The organism is Paenibacillus sp. FSL H7-0716 (genome assembly GCF_038002705.1).
GTDB lineage: Bacteria > Bacillota > Bacilli > Paenibacillales > Paenibacillaceae > Paenibacillus_AQ > Paenibacillus_AQ odorifer.
Map to the genome: position 1 here is coordinate 389,485 of NZ_JBBODA010000003.1, position 19,167 is coordinate 408,651.

Annotated in this window: 22 protein-coding genes; 4 read left to right on the plus strand and 18 right to left on the minus strand. The window is 44.3% G+C overall.

Annotated elements, in window-relative coordinates:
- Positions 1 to 68: 68 nt before the first annotated feature.
- On the minus strand, positions 69 to 791 hold the full coding sequence (locus tag MHH60_RS06425) for a DsbA family oxidoreductase (protein ID WP_076137479.1): 723 nt from the start codon (positions 789 to 791) through the stop codon (positions 69 to 71).
- 236 nt (positions 792 to 1,027) lie between these two features.
- On the opposite strand from MHH60_RS06425, the gene MHH60_RS06430 reads away from it, so the two are divergent.
- On the plus strand, positions 1,028 to 1,960 hold the full coding sequence (locus MHH60_RS06430) for a glycosyltransferase family 2 protein (RefSeq protein ID WP_076137480.1): 933 nt from the start codon (positions 1,028 to 1,030) through the stop codon (positions 1,958 to 1,960).
- Positions 1,961 to 2,133: 173 nt separating this feature from the next.
- The gene (locus MHH60_RS06435; protein WP_076137482.1) at positions 2,134 to 3,240 is read left to right on the plus strand and encodes an FAD:protein FMN transferase; all 1,107 of its coding nucleotides are present in this window, start codon (positions 2,134 to 2,136) and stop codon (positions 3,238 to 3,240) included.
- A 325-nt stretch (positions 3,241 to 3,565) separates the two neighbouring features.
- On the opposite strand, the gene MHH60_RS06440 is transcribed toward MHH60_RS06435, so the two are convergent.
- The 10 genes from MHH60_RS06440 to MHH60_RS06485 form a co-directional block, all read right to left on the minus strand.
- Positions 3,566 to 4,279 carry an HAD family hydrolase gene (locus tag MHH60_RS06440; protein ID WP_076137484.1) on the minus strand — a complete coding sequence of 238 codons (714 nt, stop codon included), beginning with the start codon at positions 4,277 to 4,279 and terminating at the stop codon, positions 3,566 to 3,568.
- A 34-nt stretch (positions 4,280 to 4,313) separates the two neighbouring features.
- A complete protein-coding gene (locus MHH60_RS06445; protein WP_076137485.1) occupies positions 4,314 to 4,775 on the minus strand; it encodes a GNAT family N-acetyltransferase in 462 nt (153 codons plus the stop codon).
- A gap of 102 nt (positions 4,776 to 4,877) precedes the next feature.
- The gene (locus MHH60_RS06450) at positions 4,878 to 5,384 is read right to left on the minus strand and encodes a metallophosphoesterase family protein (protein ID WP_076137487.1); all 507 of its coding nucleotides are present in this window, start codon (positions 5,382 to 5,384) and stop codon (positions 4,878 to 4,880) included.
- Between the two features lie 202 nt (positions 5,385 to 5,586).
- Positions 5,587 to 6,780 carry an anti-sigma factor gene (locus tag MHH60_RS06455; protein ID WP_076137489.1) on the minus strand — a complete coding sequence of 398 codons (1,194 nt, stop codon included), beginning with the start codon at positions 6,778 to 6,780 and terminating at the stop codon, positions 5,587 to 5,589.
- Entirely contained in the window at positions 6,773 to 7,276 is a 504-nt protein-coding gene (locus MHH60_RS06460; RefSeq protein WP_076137490.1) for a sigma-70 family RNA polymerase sigma factor, read from the minus strand. Before MHH60_RS06460 ends, MHH60_RS06455 begins: the two co-directional genes overlap by 8 nt.
- Positions 7,277 to 7,443: 167 nt before the next feature.
- The gene (locus MHH60_RS06465) at positions 7,444 to 8,448 is read right to left on the minus strand and encodes a siderophore ABC transporter substrate-binding protein (RefSeq protein ID WP_269473479.1); all 1,005 of its coding nucleotides are present in this window, start codon (positions 8,446 to 8,448) and stop codon (positions 7,444 to 7,446) included.
- A gap of 122 nt (positions 8,449 to 8,570) precedes the next feature.
- Positions 8,571 to 9,326 carry an iron ABC transporter ATP-binding protein gene (locus MHH60_RS06470; RefSeq protein ID WP_036681845.1) on the minus strand — a complete coding sequence of 252 codons (756 nt, stop codon included), beginning with the start codon at positions 9,324 to 9,326 and terminating at the stop codon, positions 8,571 to 8,573.
- Positions 9,320 to 10,264 carry an iron chelate uptake ABC transporter family permease subunit gene (locus MHH60_RS06475; protein WP_036681842.1) on the minus strand — a complete coding sequence of 315 codons (945 nt, stop codon included), beginning with the start codon at positions 10,262 to 10,264 and terminating at the stop codon, positions 9,320 to 9,322. Before MHH60_RS06475 ends, MHH60_RS06470 begins: the two co-directional genes overlap by 7 nt.
- Before the next feature lie 2 nt (positions 10,265 to 10,266).
- On the minus strand, positions 10,267 to 11,214 hold the full coding sequence (locus tag MHH60_RS06480; RefSeq protein WP_076137492.1) for an ABC transporter permease: 948 nt from the start codon (positions 11,212 to 11,214) through the stop codon (positions 10,267 to 10,269).
- A 228-nt stretch (positions 11,215 to 11,442) separates the two neighbouring features.
- A complete protein-coding gene (locus MHH60_RS06485) occupies positions 11,443 to 11,703 on the minus strand; it encodes a YqkE family protein (RefSeq protein ID WP_076137494.1) in 261 nt (86 codons plus the stop codon).
- 91 nt (positions 11,704 to 11,794) lie between these two features.
- Between MHH60_RS06485 and MHH60_RS06490 the strand changes: the two genes are divergently transcribed.
- Entirely contained in the window at positions 11,795 to 12,139 is a 345-nt protein-coding gene (locus tag MHH60_RS06490) for a winged helix-turn-helix transcriptional regulator (RefSeq protein ID WP_076128100.1), read from the plus strand.
- A 17-nt stretch (positions 12,140 to 12,156) separates the two neighbouring features.
- Here the strand turns inward: MHH60_RS06490 and MHH60_RS06495 are convergent, their stop codons facing one another.
- Positions 12,157 to 12,660 carry a GNAT family N-acetyltransferase gene (locus tag MHH60_RS06495; RefSeq protein ID WP_076137495.1) on the minus strand — a complete coding sequence of 168 codons (504 nt, stop codon included), beginning with the start codon at positions 12,658 to 12,660 and terminating at the stop codon, positions 12,157 to 12,159.
- A gap of 25 nt (positions 12,661 to 12,685) precedes the next feature.
- On the minus strand, positions 12,686 to 13,528 hold the full coding sequence (locus tag MHH60_RS06500) for an SDR family oxidoreductase (RefSeq protein WP_076137497.1): 843 nt from the start codon (positions 13,526 to 13,528) through the stop codon (positions 12,686 to 12,688).
- A gap of 225 nt (positions 13,529 to 13,753) precedes the next feature.
- On the opposite strand from MHH60_RS06500, the gene MHH60_RS06505 reads away from it, so the two are divergent.
- The gene (locus MHH60_RS06505; protein ID WP_076137498.1) at positions 13,754 to 14,848 is read left to right on the plus strand and encodes a M24 family metallopeptidase; all 1,095 of its coding nucleotides are present in this window, start codon (positions 13,754 to 13,756) and stop codon (positions 14,846 to 14,848) included.
- Between the two features lie 84 nt (positions 14,849 to 14,932).
- Here the strand turns inward: MHH60_RS06505 and MHH60_RS06510 are convergent, their stop codons facing one another.
- Genes MHH60_RS06510 through MHH60_RS06530 form a run of 5 tightly spaced genes read right to left on the minus strand, consistent with a single transcriptional unit; the run spans position 14,933 to position 19,165 of the window.
- The gene (locus MHH60_RS06510; protein WP_076137626.1) at positions 14,933 to 15,898 is read right to left on the minus strand and encodes an NAD(P)H-dependent flavin oxidoreductase; all 966 of its coding nucleotides are present in this window, start codon (positions 15,896 to 15,898) and stop codon (positions 14,933 to 14,935) included.
- 6 nt (positions 15,899 to 15,904) lie between these two features.
- A complete protein-coding gene (locus MHH60_RS06515) occupies positions 15,905 to 16,708 on the minus strand; it encodes an energy-coupling factor transporter transmembrane component T family protein (RefSeq protein WP_076137499.1) in 804 nt (267 codons plus the stop codon).
- 4 nt (positions 16,709 to 16,712) lie between these two features.
- The gene (locus MHH60_RS06520) at positions 16,713 to 17,558 is read right to left on the minus strand and encodes an ATP-binding cassette domain-containing protein (RefSeq protein ID WP_076137500.1); all 846 of its coding nucleotides are present in this window, start codon (positions 17,556 to 17,558) and stop codon (positions 16,713 to 16,715) included.
- Positions 17,543 to 18,343 carry an energy-coupling factor transporter ATPase gene (locus tag MHH60_RS06525; RefSeq protein WP_076137502.1) on the minus strand — a complete coding sequence of 267 codons (801 nt, stop codon included), beginning with the start codon at positions 18,341 to 18,343 and terminating at the stop codon, positions 17,543 to 17,545. Before MHH60_RS06525 ends, MHH60_RS06520 begins: the two co-directional genes overlap by 16 nt.
- The gene (locus MHH60_RS06530) at positions 18,344 to 19,165 is read right to left on the minus strand and encodes an SDR family NAD(P)-dependent oxidoreductase (RefSeq protein WP_081389107.1); all 822 of its coding nucleotides are present in this window, start codon (positions 19,163 to 19,165) and stop codon (positions 18,344 to 18,346) included.
- Positions 19,166 to 19,167 lie beyond the last annotated feature (2 nt).

Here is a 19,167-nt window from a genome sequence, read left to right on the forward strand (position 1 = left end):
ACAGTTTTATCAAAACAAAAAAGAGCTGAGGGCTCCCTCAGCTCTTTTGTTTTACTCGAATCCAAACTTTAAATATTGCAAGATCCATCTGCGCAGCCATCATCGGTGGATACTTCAGAATTCCCCTTACCAACCACTTGTAACGTTGGTCCTGCTTGTTCCTCCGCCCACACAGTATCCAGTACCTCTGTAAATACAGGACCTGGTTGTGCACCAGATAAAGCATATTTATTGTTGAATACAAAGAAAGGTACACCGGTAATATTAAGGCGGCTTCCTTCTTCAATATCGCCATTAACCTCATTCGCAAAAGCATCCGTCTCCAGCATTGCCGCAGCTTCCACTTGATCCAGACCAACTTCAGCAGCGAGTGATGCCAGTACACTGCGATCTCCAAGATTTAAAGAATCCGTAAAGTAGGCGCGCAGCAGACGTTCGGACATTTCTGCACCTTTTCCCTTTGTGCTTGCAAAATGACTCAGTCTGTGACTGTCGAAAGTGTTGGTATGCTTTACTGTATCAAAATTAAATTCCAAACCCACATCTTTAGCCTGCTCCGCTAGTTGTGCGTTCATTGCTTTTGCTTTTTCGACGGTCATCCCGTATTTGGTAGCCAGCAGCTCATGAATACTCTTGTCTGTACTTACCTCTGCATGTGGATCCAGTTGAAAGCTACGGAATACTACCTCCACTTGATCACGGTTCGGAAATTGGCTTAGCGCATTCTCCAAACGTCTTTTGCCAATATAACAAAAAGGACATGCATAATCGGACCAGATATCTATTCTCACGAAAAAACCTCCTAATATTATTGATAATTTGTAGCTGTTATATAAGAGTAATAACTAAATATATGTCGCTTACTATTATATAGTTAAAAACTCAAAATTACAAACTTAACTTTTATTAAAATAACATTTATAGACGTGAATGTTAAAGCAAAAAGTAAACGAAAGTGGTATATACGCTCCCCTTCAGGGCAGATAGAATAAAGTTAACACCAGAAATTCCGAAGGGAGATCCCCATATGCATGATGTATCTATAGTGATACCTACCCGTAACCGTATAAACGACCTTACAGTGTGCATAGAGTCTATTAGCAAGCAGACACAGCTAGAGAATGTCTCCATCGAGCTCTGGATTGTGGATGACGGTGAGATTCCTGAAGAAAGATTAACCTATTATCGTAACATACTGAACAAATTGCCACAGGCTGAGTTTCGATATCATCGTAAGACTAATCCGGGGCTCTGGCTTTCCCGTTATGAGTCACTTGGACTAGTAAATGCTGAAATTGTGCTTCATTTAGACGATGATGCAGAATTAGATGATTCCTTATATATTCGACGATTACTTGATACTTATGCAGCGGACGGTTCAATTGTAGGTGTAGGCGGGGTGGCTAAAGGCATGCGCAGCAGCAAACCGGGCCGGCTGTTTGGCATGCTGACCGGACAAATGTCCGGATCCCCGGGCAGATTATCCCCAAGCATGTTTGCAGGCTCCCTATTCCTCTGGGGAGAGAAGGAGCAGGTTTTTGAGACGGATTTTTTTCACGGCTGTAATATGTCATTCCGGCGCTCAGCATTACAAGATATGAAACCCTATCCCTGGATGACAAGTTACTCCATTGCCGAGGATATTTACTTGTCCCATTTGGCTAGCCGTTATGGCAAGCTTGTCATTAACCCCGCTATGAAAATCATTCATCATGAGTCGCCGGGTTCTCGGGATAAGGCGGGCGTTGTTGCAAGAGCTACTGCCATCAATCATTATTATCTGCTCAACTTACGTAAAGCACCCCCTATGAATTATGCCGCATTGATCTGGACGTTAACCTGTCTGACAGGCAAAGAAACTCTCAAACGAAATTTTAAAGCCGTTAGCGGTTATGCCAAGGGAATCCTTTTCGTAATGAATCCTCGTAAAAACAAATACCGTGAATACATGCTAGATTAGCTCAGTAACTACCTCTATATTCACAGCATTGCTCCGAATCAGATTGCGGGGCTTTTTTTTCATGCAGACGGAGTTGTACCTAAATATGCCATGAAATTAATTTCCATCAACTTCTGATCTAGGGTATGATAGTAATAATGTGTTTTAGAAACTAACTTTATGGATGGTGGAATATGTTTAAGAACAAAAAAACGACGTTGATACTCGTTGTTATCCTCATCGCCGTCATAGCTGTCGGCGCTTGGCTAATTACTAAAAATAAGGATGACAAAGCGACTGAAACACCGGGTGGCGCAACAGCTTCAGGAAAAGGTGAAGCCAAGTCACTCTCACAGACCTTTTATATCTATGACACGGTCGTGAATATCAAAGTGTTCGGAGAAAATGTAGCCCAAAAAAATATGGATGATATTCAGCAAATGCTGGAGCGAATGGATATGGAGCTTAGCCGTACAAAAGAAGGCGGCGAGGTTTACGCAGTCAATCAAGCAGCAGGAAAAGAAGCGGTTGTCGTTTCGGACGAGACCTTAGATGTTGTAAAACAATCGGTGCAATATGCAAAAGAAATGGACGGGCTATTCGATCCCACGATTGGTCCGCTGATCGACCTCTGGAACATCGGTAGTGGCGGGGATAAAGTCCCTGATCCAGCAGCTATCGATGCAGCCAAGAGCCTAACCAATTACAGGGACGTTGAAATTGACGAAGCTGCTAAGACCGTGAAGCTACTGAAGGAAAATATGGTACTGGATCTTGGAGGTATCGGCAAAGGATATGCTGCTGACCGTATCGCTGATTATTTAAAAGAGCAAGGCCTTAACAGTGCAATGATCAACCTCGGCGGCAGCAGTATTATTGCGTTAGGTACGAAACCAAACGGAACGGATTGGAATATTGGCCTGCAAGACCCTGACCAAAGCCGCGGCACTCAGCTAGGAACAATTAAAATCGCGGATGAGGTCATCGATGCTTCTGGTGTTTACGAACGTTATTTTATGCAAGACAATGTTCGTTATCACCATATTCTTGATCCACGCACAGGTTACCCTTCTCAGAACGGTCTCAAAAGCTTGACCATTATGAGCCCTAATGCAACAGATGCGGACGCTTTGTCCACTGGGGTGTTCTTGATGGGGATCGAAGAAGGCATGAAATATCTAGAGTCGTTACCTGAAGATGTAGAAGCTTTCTTTATTACCGATGACAATAAAATCTACGCCACATCAGGCATTAAAGAAAGAATGAATCTGACTGACCCTACGTACAGCTTCGCTGATTAAATTTAGTTGAAAAGAGCTTGCCCCCATAAAGCCGTTGTTGGCTTTTAGGGGCAAGCTCTTTTGTTGCAGATAATGGTTCTTAGGCATGGCTGAGGGATGTTCATCGCCCAGCAGCCTGATAATTAGGGAATTCCTCCCTAAAATCATTAGATTTTTTCAAGGTAAACCTTCGATTAGGGAAAACCTCCCTAAAAATCACCCGAATATGGCTATAACCCTGCTTATTTCATTTTAATTAGGGAGGAATTCCCCAATAACCCCAATTTCTAGCTCTAATCGGTTAATTTCAGGGAGTTTTTCCCTAATTAATTCCCGATCAAGATTTTTACAGCACCAAAGGCAACTCGCTAAATTCCTTATAATTCGTGAAAATATAACTAGGCTCATGATCCGTAGCGGGCTGTCTGCCTCTCGGATTATACCAGCAGACCTTCCAGCCAGCCGCAAGCGCTCCTACTACATCATTAGCCCAGGTATCGCCTATATAAAGTGAATGGTCTGGTGAAGTGCCAGACTTCTGATTTACATGCAAAAAGAGTTGCGGATCTGGTTTGGCCAGACCTACAGCGTCAGAAATAAAAATCATCTCCTCGGGGATCATCTGATCCAGACCTAATCCGCGAATCTTTTTCATTTGATGATCCTTGGGTCCATTCGTAATGATGCCTACTTTATGACCAGCAGCAATGAACCTTTCCAATTGCTCCCGGACTCCATCTATCATTTGAATGGTGTACTGACGGCCAATGTATGCCGCTTGTACCGCCGTGGCTTGGTCACGATCAAGCTGTAGACCATACTCTGCAAAAGCAAGCTCCAATCGGCGTACCCTAGTCTCCTCCAGCGGAATTTCTCCACGTAAATACATAGGCCATAATACATCACTATGATGTCTTACTTTATAAAATAATTCCGCAAAGTCCAGACTGCTCTCATCCGGTTTAAGTACTTGACGCACCGCTTCTTTAAAAGGAACCAAATGATCATATAGGGTATCATCAAGGTCAAAAAAGATTGCCAACTTATTACTTGTATCCACTTTAACGCCCCTTACTCGTCTTTCTCTCTAGCTTTTAGAAAAAAAGGTTATAGGTATAAAAGTCATCATCCCGAATGTAGCCATGCGCTTCATATAAACGCTGTGCCCCCACATTCGCCGTCATTGTTGTCAGGGACAAGCCCTTCGTATTCGTTGCGAGCGCATGAGCTCTGGCACTTTCCAGCAGCTTGGAGCCGAGCCCATGTCCTCGCAGTTCCGTAGTTACATATAAATCATTCAAAATCCAGAGACGCTCCATAGAGACTGATGAAAAAGAGGGGTAGAGCTGAGTGAAGCCCCACGCTCTTTTCTCCTCGCCATCTCCCTCCACCGCAATAAAGATTACCGATTCGTTCAGCTTCAATCGATCTGATAAAAAAGCACGCGCACCATCCAGATCAGAGACTGCCCCATAAAATACCCGATACTCATTAAACAATGGGATAAGCCGTTCCAAATCATCATAGATCACATGTTCAATACGATAGTTGTTCATGCTCAGCGCTCACTTTCCGGCTTGGGCCGTTTTAACGTTATTGTATATTTCAGCCGTTCCGTGCACCATGGAGCGAACGCCAGATCATTTGGACAATTATTCTTATTCTTTGGAATCGTAGAACACATGCCGGGCACTGACTTTACCCTCTTCGATATCCAAAATTCCAAAGGAATACAGTTTCTCACGTCGTTTATCTGTTGGCGATCCTGGATTAAAGAGCAGAATCCCATTCTCTTCCCGCAATAAAGGCTGATGCGAATGACCAAAAAGAATACAATCCACCTTATCATTCGCAAAAGCAAGCAGCGCATTCCCGTCCGTTCCTTTGCGGGAGTGTGGCGTATGCCCATGCACCATTCCGATCCGGAATCCCTCAAGCGTTAGCAGCTTACGCTCCCCGAAACGCTCGATGATCTCTATTCCATCGTTATTCCCAGCAATCCCTTCCACTGGAGCCAATTCAGCCAACAAATCGTAGATTCCCATACTCACCCAATCTCCAAGATGTAGAATCAAGTCTACATTCCGGAATTCAGCAACAAGTGCTTTGGGCAGAGACTTAGCCATTCTTGTCATATGTGTATCTGATACCACGCCTACTTTCATATAACTCAGCTCCTAATCTATCATACTCATCTCATATTCAAATAATTGTACGATTTGCTTAAACGAGAAGCAAGCTCTGTGACTTCTCCCACACAGAAAAGCCGGGTACACCCCAGTAAAACAGAGCATATCCGGCTGCCATTAAGGAATTACGAAGAAATCATTTACGCTTACTACCTTCTACAGTATTTAGCATCCCGACTCAGTTCTCTCTATCCTGCCAATTCCATAATCTTACTTCTTCAACATGAATATTACTGACCCATTTTTCTTCCTTTAACTTGAGCAGTTCTTTAACCGGACCGGTTACGACAGCTCCATACAGCCTAACTCCGTTCTTCTCCAGATAACTAATGGAGTCATCCAGATCAATAAACGGAATTACCTTGTTGGCGATCGATTTATGCTCCTGCATTAAGTGCAGTGTCTTAAGGAAGTTCGCATTACGCAGTTCACCATCCCCATATGAGTCAACAGATGGAGAAACACTCGTGCGGCTAGTCCCCCCTCCAAACCAACCCCACTTTTTCTTTGACTCTTGTGTCACCTTCATATCATCAGCATGCCAGATAGGCGTACTTGGAAATCCTAAGGGATCATTTATTACTGGCTCTTGTATCCTTGGACCTGTATCTGCTGCGAACCATAAAAGCTCAAGATTTTTATGCTGAAACTTCTTCAATAGCTCATCTGTCGAAAAAAATTGTTCAAAAGACAAATAGGCTTCTCCTACCGTACCTTCAGGGAGCTTTTCTAGTTTTTCCCACTCACTGCTGTCATCTATCCTATTTTCCGCAGACTGGTTCTCAATGGGATAAATAAAGTAATTACCTGTCCCACTGCGTTCATATGTCCATGAATAACTATAGATTCTAGGCCAGCCTAATAGAAACTTCATCGAATAATCTCCAACATTAATCCGCGCATCACCAATTTGTTTTATTATTTCACCCTGCAGATTCATACTAAAAAACGGTCCGGAATCGCTACTCAAATGGACGATCGTGTTCGGCTGTGAAACAGCAATTGCGGAAGAAACGACATCACGGTAAGTCTCTCCTCTTTCTCCAGTGCCATAAAATACCGCTGTGATGATACTGCTGACAATCAAAAAAATCAAAAACGCAGAAATCACCGTTAAAGTATTTGATATGCGTGCTTTCCACTTGCCACGGCGGATGATCTTTTTTTCTTTGCCGGGTCTGTTTCTTTTACCCTTTCCGAATTTTATGCTCTTCTCCTCATCTGAAGCCGGCTTTTCTTCGCCCATGAGTTCATCCAGATAAGCCTGGTAAGCTTCCATCTTCTCTAGCTCACGTTCAACCTCATCCCTATCCTCATCAGCAAGAGTGCCTTCGCCATACCTTCTTAACTTCTCCTTAAACTCTTCACTCATGTTCATTTCTCCTCCGCTCTGCCTCACGCAGCTTCTGTCTGGCCCGAAAGATCAATATCTTATATTGGGACAAGCCCACATCCATAATGTCCGATGCTTCCCGATAACTCAGCCCATGAAAATCATGCAGCAGCAGTGCATTTCTCTGATTGTCCGGTAGCTCACTTACCGCTATCCTCATCTCTTCCCAACGTTCCTGATGAAGCAGTGTGCTTTCTGTGGTATCTGGATGAGCAAGCTTTTTGAAAAAATCCTCACTCTGAACTGTGCTGCGGCCTTCCTTTCGCTTGTAATCTACGAAGGCGTTATAAGCGACACGGAACAGCCATGGCTTAATCTTCTCTTCTTTGCAATTCTCCAAATGTAGATAAGCGCGATAAAAGGTTTCTTGCATCAAATCTTCAGCCGCATAATGATCACCACAAAGGGAGCGCAAATAGCGGTAAATATCCATTACATACATCTGATATATTTCATCCAATGAATTTCGCTTCATGCACTCCCCCCTTAACCTATCCACGTATCCCAGCCTAAAAAGTTACAGATGATTTTAGCAACTAGTATGAATATATCAGTAATTCCATGGAAAAAAGCGAAAAAAAGCCTGCTGGCAAGGAGTATTACTCCTGCCAACAGGCTTTTTAATTCACCAAGTTACTCTGCTTACAGAACAACTTCAACTTCTTTGAGCATTTCGCTAACGGATATTAAACCGCCACCGGACAAATACCAGTAGTTAGGATCCAAGTAAATGATTTTACCGTTTTTAAAGGCATTTGTGTTCTTCACTAGATCGTTTTCAACTGCTTTTTTAGCTGAGCCGGATTCGCCGCCATCACTCTTCACAGCCGCATCTCTGTCCACTACAAACAGATAATCCGGGTTCTTATCCGCTACATATTCGTAGGATACGCTTTGTCCGTGAGTGGATACTTCAATTTTATCATCAGCCTGTGCAAATCCGAACACATCATGGATAATCCCAAAACGGGAACCTGCACCGTAAGCACTGATTTTGCCTTCATTCGCAAGAATAACAAGTGCTTTTTTGCCATCAGCTGTTGCCTTCGTATTCAAAGCTTTGATGGAATCATTGATAGTCGCAAGCTCAGTTTCTACTTCTGCTTCTTTTCCAAAAATTTGACCCAGCATTTTCACGTTATTCGTAAAAGATTCCATGTAGTTTGCATTATCTACAGCCACATACAGAGTAGGTGCAATTTTGCTGAATTCTTCATAAGAATCCTGTTGTCTGCCGGAAATGATGATCAGGTCCGGAGAAAGACTGTTTATTTTTTCGAAGTCAGGCTCTTTCAAACCACCAACATTCTCATATTTAGCATCGTTATATTTAGAGAGATAAGCCGGTACATTACTTTGAGGCACTCCAGTCACCTCTACACCCAGTTTATCCAGCGTATCCAGTGTACCGAAGTCAAAAACAACCACTTTTTGCGGATTGCTTTTGATAGTTGTTTCGCCAAGCGCATGCTTGAAAGTAAGCTCTGTCGGTGCTGTAGTTGCTTCCGTTGTTGGTGCAGTAGTAGCCTCCGAATTGCCTGCCGCTGCTGTGTTGTTATTTGAAGTTGCTGCATTATTGGAGCCACAAGCCGCCAAGATTACCGCAAGAAATACTGTCATAATCAGTAAAGATAAGTTCTTCTTCAACGTATTCACCCCTAATTTTTATAGTGAAGCTATTTGAATTATTCGCGTATGCGTTAAGAAGCTGGCGCCTTTCACTTCTTACGTTACGTCATAATAATATCCGCATTGTAATAGTTACCATTTTAGAAATAGACACCGATTTTTCGGCCTCCTATAGTTTCAATAGGAATGTCCATGTCATATACCTCTTTAAGAACTGCAGAATCTATAATTTCATCGGCTGTACCCGAGGAGGCTACTCTTCCATTTTTAAGCGCAACAATGTAGTCAGAGTAACAAGATGCAAAGTTAATATCGTGGATAACGAGCACAATCGTCTTCCCCTTCTCGTCCACCAAGCGGCGAAGCACCTTCATAATTTGGACGGAATGCTTCATATCGAGATTATTGAGCGGTTCGTCGAGCAAAATGTACTCTGTATCCTGAGCCATGACCATGGCAATATATGCCCGCTGGCGTTGCCCTCCACTGAGCTGATCAATATATTTATCCTGCATTTCTTGGAGATCCATGTAAGCAATCGCTTCGTCAACGAACGCCCGATCCTCCGGACTCAGCTTCCCCTGTGAATACGGGAATCTCCCAAAAGAAACGAGTTCCTTCACAGTGAGGCGTACGCTAATATGATTGGACTGCTTTAACACCGATATTTTACGAGCAAGCTCATTACTTTTGCAGGTACCGATTTCCTTCCCTTCGATCAGCACCTCTCCCGCGTCTTTGGAGATAAGTCTGCTGATCATGGAGAGCAGTGTACTTTTACCCGCACCATTTGGTCCGATAAACGAGGTGATTGCGCCCTTTTTAATGGACAAGGACACATCATCAACGACGGTTACTCCGCCATAACGTTTGGTTAAATTTTTAACTTCTACCACGACTTATTCTCCTTTAACAGCAGATAGACGAAGTAGACGCCGCCTGCAAAATTGATAATCACACTAACCGTAGTATTGAATCCAAAAACACGTTCGACCAGAAACTGCCCGCCGACAAGCGCAACAATGCTCAGCAGAATCGTTCCAGGAATCAGATAGGCATGCTTATAGGTACGGAACAACTGGTGTCCCACATTAGCTACCAACAAACCTAAGAAAGTGATTGGCCCCACTAGAGCCGTCGAGATCGAAACGTAGATAGATACAATAACTAGCAGCCTTTTGACCACATAGTCATAATTGATGCCCAGATTAATGGCTTCATCTTTTCCAAGCGAAATAACATCCAAATACTTAACAAATCGCAAGAAATACAACGTAGTTAGCGTCAGAACAATGGTGGAAAGAATCAATAGGTCACTGCTGACATTGTTGAAGCTGGCAAACATTTTCCCCTGTAGAATCAGGAATTCGTTCGGATCAATAAGCACTTCCATAAAAGAAGACGCGCTCTGGAACATCGTCCCCATGATCAGCCCTACCAGCAGCAGGAAATAAATATTTTGTCCTTCCCTACGGAACATTAGCTTATACAATACGCCTGAAAACAGGACCATGAGACACGCCGAGAACAAGAAGTTGATGTTTTTATTCATAAAGGTCATATTCGATGAACCTAGGGCATATACACCGAACGTCTGGATTAACATGTACAGGGAATCGAGCCCGAGAATACTTGGTGTCAAAATACGATTGTTCGTGATGCTCTGAAAAACTACGGTAGAGACAGCTATCACAGCTCCGGTAATCAGAATGGCCGCCAGCTTTCTTCCCCGGCTGGGCAGAACGTAGTCCCAATTTCCCAAAGCATGATACGTCATGAACAAGACGATGAGGGCGACAGCACTTATAGATAATATAGTTAGTTTTGTCTTCATCACTAGTTCGCCTTTCTTCTCATCAGCAAGTAGATAAACAGACCACTACCGATGACGCCTACCGTGAGACTGATTGATATTTCATATGGATAGATAATGAGCCTGCCCAGAATATCGCAGAACAGGAGGAACACCGCACCGAGAATGGCTGTATGTGCCAGACTTTTTTTGAGGTTATCCCCTATGTACAACGTTACAATGTTAGGTACTACCAGACCCAGAAATGGAATCGTACCTACGGTTAAAATGACAACAGAAGAGATTAACGCTACAATTACCAATCCCACGTTAACAACCGCTTTGTAATTCATGCCAAGATTAACGGAGAAATCCTCGCCCATACCGGCTACCGTAAATTTATTAGCGAAGAGATACGCCAGAATGACAAGTGGAATGCTGATATAAATTAATTCGTATTGGCCTTTGATAATCGTTGAGAAATCTCCAAGCATCCAAGACGAGATATTCTGAATCAAATCATTTTTATACGCAAAAAATGTTGTAATCGAACCTACAATGTTTCCGAACATGAGTCCGACCAGCGGGATAAAAATACTATCCTTGAACTTGATCCGATCCAGAATTCTCATAAAAATAAAGGTGCCCAATAGTGCAAAAACAAAAGCAACAAGCAATTTCTGCATTGGCGTTGCGCCTGTGAATAACATGAGGGATACGAGAATACCAAATTTCGCGGAATCCATCGTCCCTGCCGTAGTCGGTGAGACGAATTTATTGCGTGACAGCTGTTGCATAATTAATCCGGCAATACTCATGCTGACTCCAGCGATAATCAATGCGGCTAACCGGGGAATCCGGCTTACCAGCAAGGTCTGTGCTTGAGAGTCCGTAAGATGAAAGAGATCTAATGGGGATATATCTTTAACGCCTATAAACAAAGATATAAATGAAAATACTATTAGAAGTAGGGACAAATATTTTAGTTTCATGAGTTGTTCCTTATCTGTTTAATAGTTTACAAATGCGATTTTATGATAATGATTTTCATTCGCAATGTTTTAAATTATACCTAAGCCTACTTTGAGGGTCAACCCTTTCATATACTTAAATTTAAAATAATTAAGACTTAGACTTATCTGCTTAAGTTACATAAAAAAAGACACCCTAACGGGTGTCTTTTTAATCTCTGCCATATTTTTAGCGCTAAGCTATAGGATTTATTTATATTTCTTCCAATCCTGATTACTGTTCTCCAGCAGATGTGCAAAATCATTCTCCAACCGCTTCTGCTCAGCCTTACGCTGATCTTCCACTGCCTTACGGGCAGCTTCTTTACGGTCATTTTCCTCCGCTTTCAACGCATCAGATTGCGCCTTCAGCTTTCCTAGAACATCACTGCTTAGCAGGTCTTTTAACGTAGCAGGACCATCATTCGTAGCGGCTCTAGGTGTGGTAGGCATTTTCTTTTTTTTAGCCACTGTCCATCATCCTTTCTAGTACTAAATTAAATTGGAATTTGTTTAAGTTATTGGTCTTTTCGTTTATAATGTTTACTAAGAGGTGAGCCCTATGAAGTCCAATGATTTATGTCCCCGGCTACAAAAAAGTATGGATATTATCGGCAGGCGTTGGACTGGTTTAATTATCTACCAGCTCCTTCAAGGACCCCAACGTTTCAATGTAATTGAAGCGGCATTGCCCATCAGTGGAAGACTGCTCTCCGAACGGCTCAAAGAGCTGGAACAGGAAGGGATCGTTCTTCGAGAAGTGTTCCCAGAGACCCCCGTGCGGATCCAATATTCTTTGACGGATAAAGGTCTTGCCCTGGAATCAGTCATCCGAGACTTACAGAGTTGGTCTAAAGAATGGGTCGATTGTGACACCGATAACCTAAATTCAACCCTCAAAATGTAAGCGTTTTATCTGGGGCTTTAGATTTTAAGCCCTACAATGACTAAATCGCGCTCTATACCGTCAAGTTCAGCCACACCAGGCAGCATTCCCCACTCTTCAAAACCAAACTTTTTCAGTAAACCAAGGCTTGGATCATTATGTCCAAACACAAAGCCGACTAGATTCTTAATTCCGAGACTAGGGGCTTTCTCAATGGCCTCTGTCAGAAGAATTCTGCCAGCACCACCACCACGGAACTTTTCATTCACGTATACACTGATTTCTGCTGTTGCATTATACGCTGGACGACCATAAAAGGATTGAAAACTGAACCATGCAGCAATTTCATCTCCTTGCTTCAGTACCCATAAGGGACGGTGATGGCTATTATGCTCAAGAAACCATTCCTCCCGGTCTGCAACAGTAATGGGTTCCAGATCTGCAGTTACCATCCTCCCAGCAATCGTTGAGTTATAAATATCTACAATAGCTGCTAAGTCTGCAGATGTTGCATCTTCAATTCTGCTGTTCTCCCAATTCATCCCTTAATTCCTCCAAATGTGTTAATTAACTCAGGCCGACCTGCTCCTGGCTCCATTGCCACAGCCGTTCGGCCTCTATTGTATTCTGCGCTCTGGGAGACAGTTGTTTAATCTTTCTTCGATAATAATATTGACCGGTTACCTCTCCAAGATCAGGATCTGTAGCCAAATAAATCGCTGTATCGGCACCTTGTTCAGGTGTTAAGAAAAAGTAAGAGAGTAACTTAAGTACCGACTTGCCAAAACCGGTCTCCCGGTTTACACCTATATTCGTCCCCACTGCTCCTGGATGCAGGCAATTCACCGTCACCCTTGTTCCGTGAAGGCGCGAAGCCAGCTCCCGCGTGAACAGAATATTGGCTAGCTTGGATCGGGCATAGGCTTTTGCAGGATTAAAACGGCGAGCGAGGGTTGGATCTTCATAATGGAGCGCACCTATCTTGTAAGCACCGGAGGCAACCACAATGATACGGCCTTGCTCTGCTGCCTGCAGCGACCCAAGTAACAGATTGGTAAGTAGAAAATGACCCAAATGATTTACGCCAAGATCCATCTCAAAGCCGTCCTTCGTAAGCTGACGCTTAATCGTGACTACCCCGGCGTTATTGATAAGTATGTCTAGCATCGGATATTTCATAGTGAATTCATCAGCAAAGCTGCGAATGCTCTCAAGTGAAGCCAGATCACACAACATGAGCTCGATATCCTCGGAGTGGCTCTTTTGTTTGGCGGCAGCAAGTGCTTCTTCTCCCCGCTGGCGATTACGGCAAACCATAATCACTTTAGCTCCCTTGCGAGCCAGTTCAACTGTTGTGGCCAGCCCCATACCGGAATTCGCTCCGGTAACAAGTGCGATTGTTCCTCTCATTCCAAGAATCACTCCTCTCTCAACAACCGTACCCGAATAAGCTTCAGCCTAACCTTAGGAGAAGTATATTTAAAGATATGTTACACCAACTAGTAGGGTTAAGAAAAGCTTCATGTCATGATTAGCCAACGATAGTTATAGTTCGTCAGGTGCGTCTGGTCTATTTTTGATCTATAATAGGAATATTGCAGTTCTAATCGTGAAGTTGAAAGGGGAACACCAACTATGAATAATGCTCTGACAAGCTTAGCGCAGCAAATGGCGGGCGAGGGCCTGGATGCCCTGCTCGTAACAGATCCCAAGCATGTCTACTACTTAACCGGCTTCGCCAGCGATCCGCATGAACGTTTTCTGGGTCTGCTGCTGATACGCGGAGAAGAGCCTATGCTCATTCTGCCTGCATTGGATGCAGAAGCAGCTCAAGCGGCTTCTTCGGTCACCAAAATCCTAACTCACACTGATACGGATAATCCCTATAATCTGCTAAAAGATTGTTTCGGCAGCAGTAAGCTAGGTACTCTTGGCATAGAAAAGGAACATTTCTCAGTAGCCCGTTTTGAGCACCTAGCCGCTGCTGTTCCAGCTGAACGGTTTAGTGATATTGGTCCATTGCTGCGCAGCATGCGCTCCAAAAAGACCCCGGATGAAGTTAAGCGCATGAAACATGCCGCTGAGCTAGTTGAGGAAGCCTTGCGCCGCGTTCTTACCCACGTAAAAACAGGCGTTACAGAAAACGATCTAGTGACAGAGCTAGAATATCTAATGAAAAAGGTTGGCGCTTCCGGTCCTTCCTTCGATACTATGGTGCTTTCTGGTCCGAAAACTGCCTTGCCTCACGGTGTTCCGGGCAACCGGGTCATTCAACCCGGCGACTTCCTGATGTTTGATATCGGGGTGTATGCCGATGGTTATGCTTCTGATATTACACGTACCTTTGCTATTGAATCCGTGGACGACAAGCTAGTCACTATCTATAACACTGTGCTGGCTGCCAACGAAGCTGGGATCGCTGCCTCCAATCCTGGAGCACCTTTCGGCTCAGTCGACAAAGCTGCACGTGATGTGATTGAAGAAGCTGGATTCGGAGAATATTTCTTACACCGTGTCGGACACGGACTGGGCATGGATGTTCATGAATATCCATCACTTCACGGACAGAACGATGACATTATCGAGATCGGCAATGTGTTCACCGTTGAGCCAGGGATTTATGTACCTGGACTAGCGGGTGTGCGTATCGAAGATGATCTGATTATTACAGCTGAAGGTGCAGAGACCTTAACAAGCTTCCCTAAGGAACTGACTATTCTTCATTTGTAGAAAAGAATTACAAGCCACAGCCTAAAACACAGAGCAGCGATCCCTCCAATAATGAGAGAATCGCCGCTCTGTGTTTTTTTAAATTCAAACCTGTGTTCCCCACATCCCGCGAACCAACTTAGCCTCTTTCACCATCCTGCCGATCAGCTCCGCGACTGTAGGAATATCTTGGATCATTCCTGTCACTTGACCTGCCCAGCCGATGCCCTCTTCTTTGATATCATCATAGATCCAGCGCTTGTTGGCTGCACCACTGATATATTCTTTTAATGCTTCATAGGTCGGTGTCACGCGCTCGATTTCAAGAATTTGATCAATGTAGTCACTACGTAACACTCGCGCGGGTGCTCCAATAGATCGTTTGATTACAACCGTATCCGACTCTGCGCTTTCTACTAAAGCTTTTTTATAAGAAGCGGCTGCATGCACACATTCCACTGTAGCAACGAAACGAGTGCCCATTTCAATTCCTTCAGCCCCAAGTGCATGAGCAGCCATCCATCCACGGCCATCTCCGATCCCTCCGGAAGCAATCACAGGAATATTAACCGCATCAACCACTTGCGGAACGAGCACCATGGTTCCAACATCGTCACGCCCTAAGTGGCCCCCTCCCTCATGCCCAACAACAATAACCGCAGAAGCCCCTAACTGTTCAGCTTTTTGGGCTTGTCTGCGTGAGGAGACGAGCACGAGTGTTTTAATATCGGTGGGCTGTAACATTTCCAGGATAGGGGCTGGATTCCCTCCAGTGAGGCTCACCACGGGAACCTGCTCGTCGATGGCGACCTGCACCCGATCCTCATAACCAATCCCATGCATGCCGATAGCAAAATTAACCCCAAATGGCTTGTCCGTTAGTGTTCGTACCCGACGTATTTCTGCACGTAAGGCCTCCGCATCCGGAAGACTCATTGCTGTGACCTGACCCAGTCCACCGATATTTGAAACCGCAGCCGCGAGGTCTGCATAACCTAAATAAGCAAGTCCTCCTTGAATAATAGGATATTCTATGTGCAATAACTCCGTAATACGTGTGTTCCATTTCATCTTCATCTACACCTTTCCTATCTTTAAGCAAAGCAGAATCACGGCAATTAAAAGGGCAGCTCCCCCTGCCAGATAATCTATTTGCTGAAATTGCAGTCTTTTAAAAGAAGTCCTCCCTTTACCATTCCCATAAGCACGCGCATCAATTGCATAGCTCAGCTGTTCAGCACGTTGAATCGTTGTGAAGAGCAAAGGGATAATGATCGGAATGTACGCATATATCCGTTTAGGCAGTGATAATACTGTAAGATCATAACCTCTAGCCTTTTGTGCGAGAAGGATACGATCAAGCTCCTCCTTGATAGTAGGGATAAAACGGATCGCAATCACTATCATTAAAGAGAACTGTTCTACGGGTACCCCAAATTTGGATAGAGGGGCAAGCAGCTTTTCCAGACCATAAGCTAAGTCCAGCGGCTTAGTAGTTAAGGTTAGAACTGAGGCTAACAAGATGAGCAATATAATCCGCCATACAAAACGTAATCCTATTCGCAGTCCCTCTTCAGTCACCTCGATAAAAAACCATGACCAGAGAATCGTCCCTTTGGTGAACAGGGCATTGTAAACTAAAGTAAACAATAAAATAAATAATACCGGCCGCAGCCCTCGCCAAAAAAAATGCACAGGAACTTTAGACAGTAATAACATTCCCAATACAAAAAAGGTTGCAATAACATAACTAAGCCCCGTACCAAGCATCATAAAGCTAAGCATCAGCATCACGATACTTACAAGCTTTGTACGTGGGTCTAAACGATGAAAAATCGAATGTGTCTCCACATATTGACCGACTAATACGGAATCAGCCATGCCCTTACCCCCTCGAATGCCAAATCGGCAAAATCGCTTCGAAGATATCCTGCTCTTTACAGCTGGCAACTTCAATCTTCTGATCAGATAATTCCTCCACTAGCTTCAAGAGCTGTACGGGTTCAGGCAAGGATAGTCCAAGTTCCAGCAATAATTTTTCCTTTTCCAGAAACATTGTTCTGGTATCATGATGCCCTTTTAACTGACCTTCATGAAAAACCATGACCTCATCTGAGTATTCGGCAACATCATCCATCTGATGCGAAACGAAGAGGATGGTGTGATTATCTTGTTGCTGCCATTCTTTTAATAGCCTCAGCAAAGACACTTGGCTAGCTGGATCGAGACCCGCTGTCGGTTCATCCAGTATCAGCAGCTTCGGATTTGTCATCAGTACAGAGGCAATAGCTACACGGCGCTTTTCACCACCGCTTAACTGGAATGGATTTAAGGGGAGAATTCCCTCAGGCAAACCCACTTGTGGCAAAATCGTTTCAATCGCCTCTGTAATTTGCTGACGTGAAGCACCCTGCTGATTCAGAGCAAAAGCAAGCTCCTTATGCACCGTTGTTTCGAATAGCTGATGCTCCGGATATTGAAAAACGAAACCCAACTCGGTGACAACCTTTAAGCGCCCTTTAGCATCTCTGCTCGCAGGCTGCTGATTAATCCAATAGTCTCCTTTTACGGTGGGAATCAAGCCCTTCAGCACTTTGACAAAGGTAGACTTTCCTGCGCCTGTTGGACCGATAATAGAAATCCATTTGCCTTCAGGAATAGTGCAGTTTATATTGCGCAAAGCCACATGATCGGCATAGTTCACACTTAGATTTTTTAATTGGTAGACCATTGTGATCGAATTATCCCCTTCCAATCGGCTGTTAGCGGTGCTGCTGAATGGAGCAATGTATGTACACGCACTGCGAAGGGCAGATGTAATTGATAGTCCGCAACAGGCATGGTTTCAAAAAAAGTCAGTGGATCGCCGTCAAACTCAAGTCGTCCTTGGTGCAGGAGCAATACGCGTTCTGCTGCAAGCACTTCCTCCATATGGTGGGTGATATGAATAAGGGTCAGGCCGTGACGATGCAGCTCTTGCATGATGGAAAGAACCTGCTGTCTTCCCTGAGGATCAAGCATTGAGGTAGCCTCGTCAAAAATAATGACTTGCGGGCGCATCGCCAATATAGCTGCGATAGCGACACGTTGCTTTTGACCTCCAGATAGCTGATGTGGCATAGCCTCCAGATAATCCTCCATATGAACGGCCTGTAAGGCATGATCCAATCGGCTGCGCATTTCCTCCCTCGGCACACGGATATTCTCCAAACCAAAAAGCACCTCATCCATAACGGTTGTGGTGATAAATTGATCCTCTGGATTCTGAAAAACAAAACCGATTTGCTGATGAATCTCCGCAAGATCCGTTGGTTTTGCTGTGTCCAAGCTCTTAAATTGTACAGTCCCTTTTCGCGGCAGCAGCAGTCCGTCCATGAGCTTTGCAATAGTGGATTTGCCAGAACCATTCGCCCCGACTATCGCCACAAACTCCCCTGCGTCTATCGTAAAGCTAATATCCTCCAGGAGAGGTTGTCCTTTTTTATAATAAAAACAAACTTGATCGAAGGTAAGCATTTATTCAGTCCCCTTTTGACGGTGCCAAGCAGCAAAAAATGCCTCAATGCTATTCTCGGAAAATGCAGGTGCAGGCTTCTCCCATTTTGTCACTTTTGATCCATTCACAGCAAAGATTTCACCGGTTAAATCCGCGTCGGACTCATTCAATAATGCAGTCACGAAGGAAGCAATAGCCTCCGGGTCACCTATTCTCCAAAAGTCAGGCAAAGGTTCATTCCGACTGGCATGTTTTTCCCTCAGATGGTCAATTATAGGTCTGGTCATATCCGTTAATGCCGCTGGAGAAATCGCATTGACCCTAATCTGGTCACGTTTCAGCTCTGCTGCAAGTGTCCACATCATGCCGAGTATTCCAGCCTTGGCTGCACTGTAATTCACCTGACCCACGGAACCCGCTAATCCAGCAGCAGAGCTCATCAACAGGATATCACCACCTGTCTCTCGCATGTACGGCAATACTCGTTGAATGCTGTAAAAGGTGCCATTCAAATGCACATCCAGAACAGTCTTCCACTGTTCATCCGTCATCCGCTGACATTTCTGATCCTGCACAATTCCCGCGTTAGCTATCAATACCTCTATACGACCGTATCGGGCAATGACCTCATCTACCATGGCAGTGACTGCGACTGGATCGGCTACATTAGCAGCGTACCCTAGCGCCTCTCCGCCTGCCTGGCGGATCTCGCGCACAACCTCATCAATTAAGACTTGTTTCGTACCATTTACAACCACTAGATAACCTGACTTACCAAGCTGCATGGCGATACTACGTCCGATCCCTCTTGTTGCTCCAGTAATTAAGGCCACTTTATTCATCA

Excerpts from the sequence above, each read along its gene's own strand:
- MHH60_RS06430 (WP_076137480.1), top strand. The coding sequence starts at position 1,028 with ATGCATGATGTATCTATAGTGATACCTACCCGTAACCGTATAAACGAC.
- MHH60_RS06435 (WP_076137482.1), top strand. The coding sequence starts at position 2,134 with ATGTTTAAGAACAAAAAAACGACGTTGATACTCGTTGTTATCCTCATC.
- MHH60_RS06445 (WP_076137485.1), bottom strand. The coding sequence starts at position 4,775 with ATGAACAACTATCGTATTGAACATGTGATCTATGATGATTTGGAACGG.
- MHH60_RS06450 (WP_076137487.1), bottom strand. The coding sequence starts at position 5,384 with ATGAAAGTAGGCGTGGTATCAGATACACATATGACAAGAATGGCTAAG.
- MHH60_RS06455 (WP_076137489.1), bottom strand. The coding sequence starts at position 6,780 with ATGAGTGAAGAGTTTAAGGAGAAGTTAAGAAGGTATGGCGAAGGCACT.
- MHH60_RS06460 (WP_076137490.1), bottom strand. The coding sequence starts at position 7,276 with ATGAAGCGAAATTCATTGGATGAAATATATCAGATGTATGTAATGGAT.
- MHH60_RS06475 (WP_036681842.1), bottom strand. The coding sequence starts at position 10,264 with ATGAAGACAAAACTAACTATATTATCTATAAGTGCTGTCGCCCTCATC.
- MHH60_RS06480 (WP_076137492.1), bottom strand. The coding sequence starts at position 11,214 with ATGAAACTAAAATATTTGTCCCTACTTCTAATAGTATTTTCATTTATA.
- MHH60_RS06490 (WP_076128100.1), top strand. The coding sequence starts at position 11,795 with ATGAAGTCCAATGATTTATGTCCCCGGCTACAAAAAAGTATGGATATT.
- MHH60_RS06495 (WP_076137495.1), bottom strand. The coding sequence starts at position 12,660 with ATGAATTGGGAGAACAGCAGAATTGAAGATGCAACATCTGCAGACTTA.
- MHH60_RS06500 (WP_076137497.1), bottom strand. The coding sequence starts at position 13,528 with ATGAGAGGAACAATCGCACTTGTTACCGGAGCGAATTCCGGTATGGGG.
- MHH60_RS06505 (WP_076137498.1), top strand. The coding sequence starts at position 13,754 with ATGAATAATGCTCTGACAAGCTTAGCGCAGCAAATGGCGGGCGAGGGC.
- MHH60_RS06510 (WP_076137626.1), bottom strand. The coding sequence starts at position 15,898 with ATGAAATGGAACACACGTATTACGGAGTTATTGCACATAGAATATCCT.
- MHH60_RS06515 (WP_076137499.1), bottom strand. The coding sequence starts at position 16,708 with ATGGCTGATTCCGTATTAGTCGGTCAATATGTGGAGACACATTCGATT.
- MHH60_RS06520 (WP_076137500.1), bottom strand. The coding sequence starts at position 17,558 with ATGGTCTACCAATTAAAAAATCTAAGTGTGAACTATGCCGATCATGTG.
- MHH60_RS06525 (WP_076137502.1), bottom strand. The coding sequence starts at position 18,343 with ATGCTTACCTTCGATCAAGTTTGTTTTTATTATAAAAAAGGACAACCT.
- MHH60_RS06530 (WP_081389107.1), bottom strand. The coding sequence starts at position 19,165 with ATGAATAAAGTGGCCTTAATTACTGGAGCAACAAGAGGGATCGGACGT.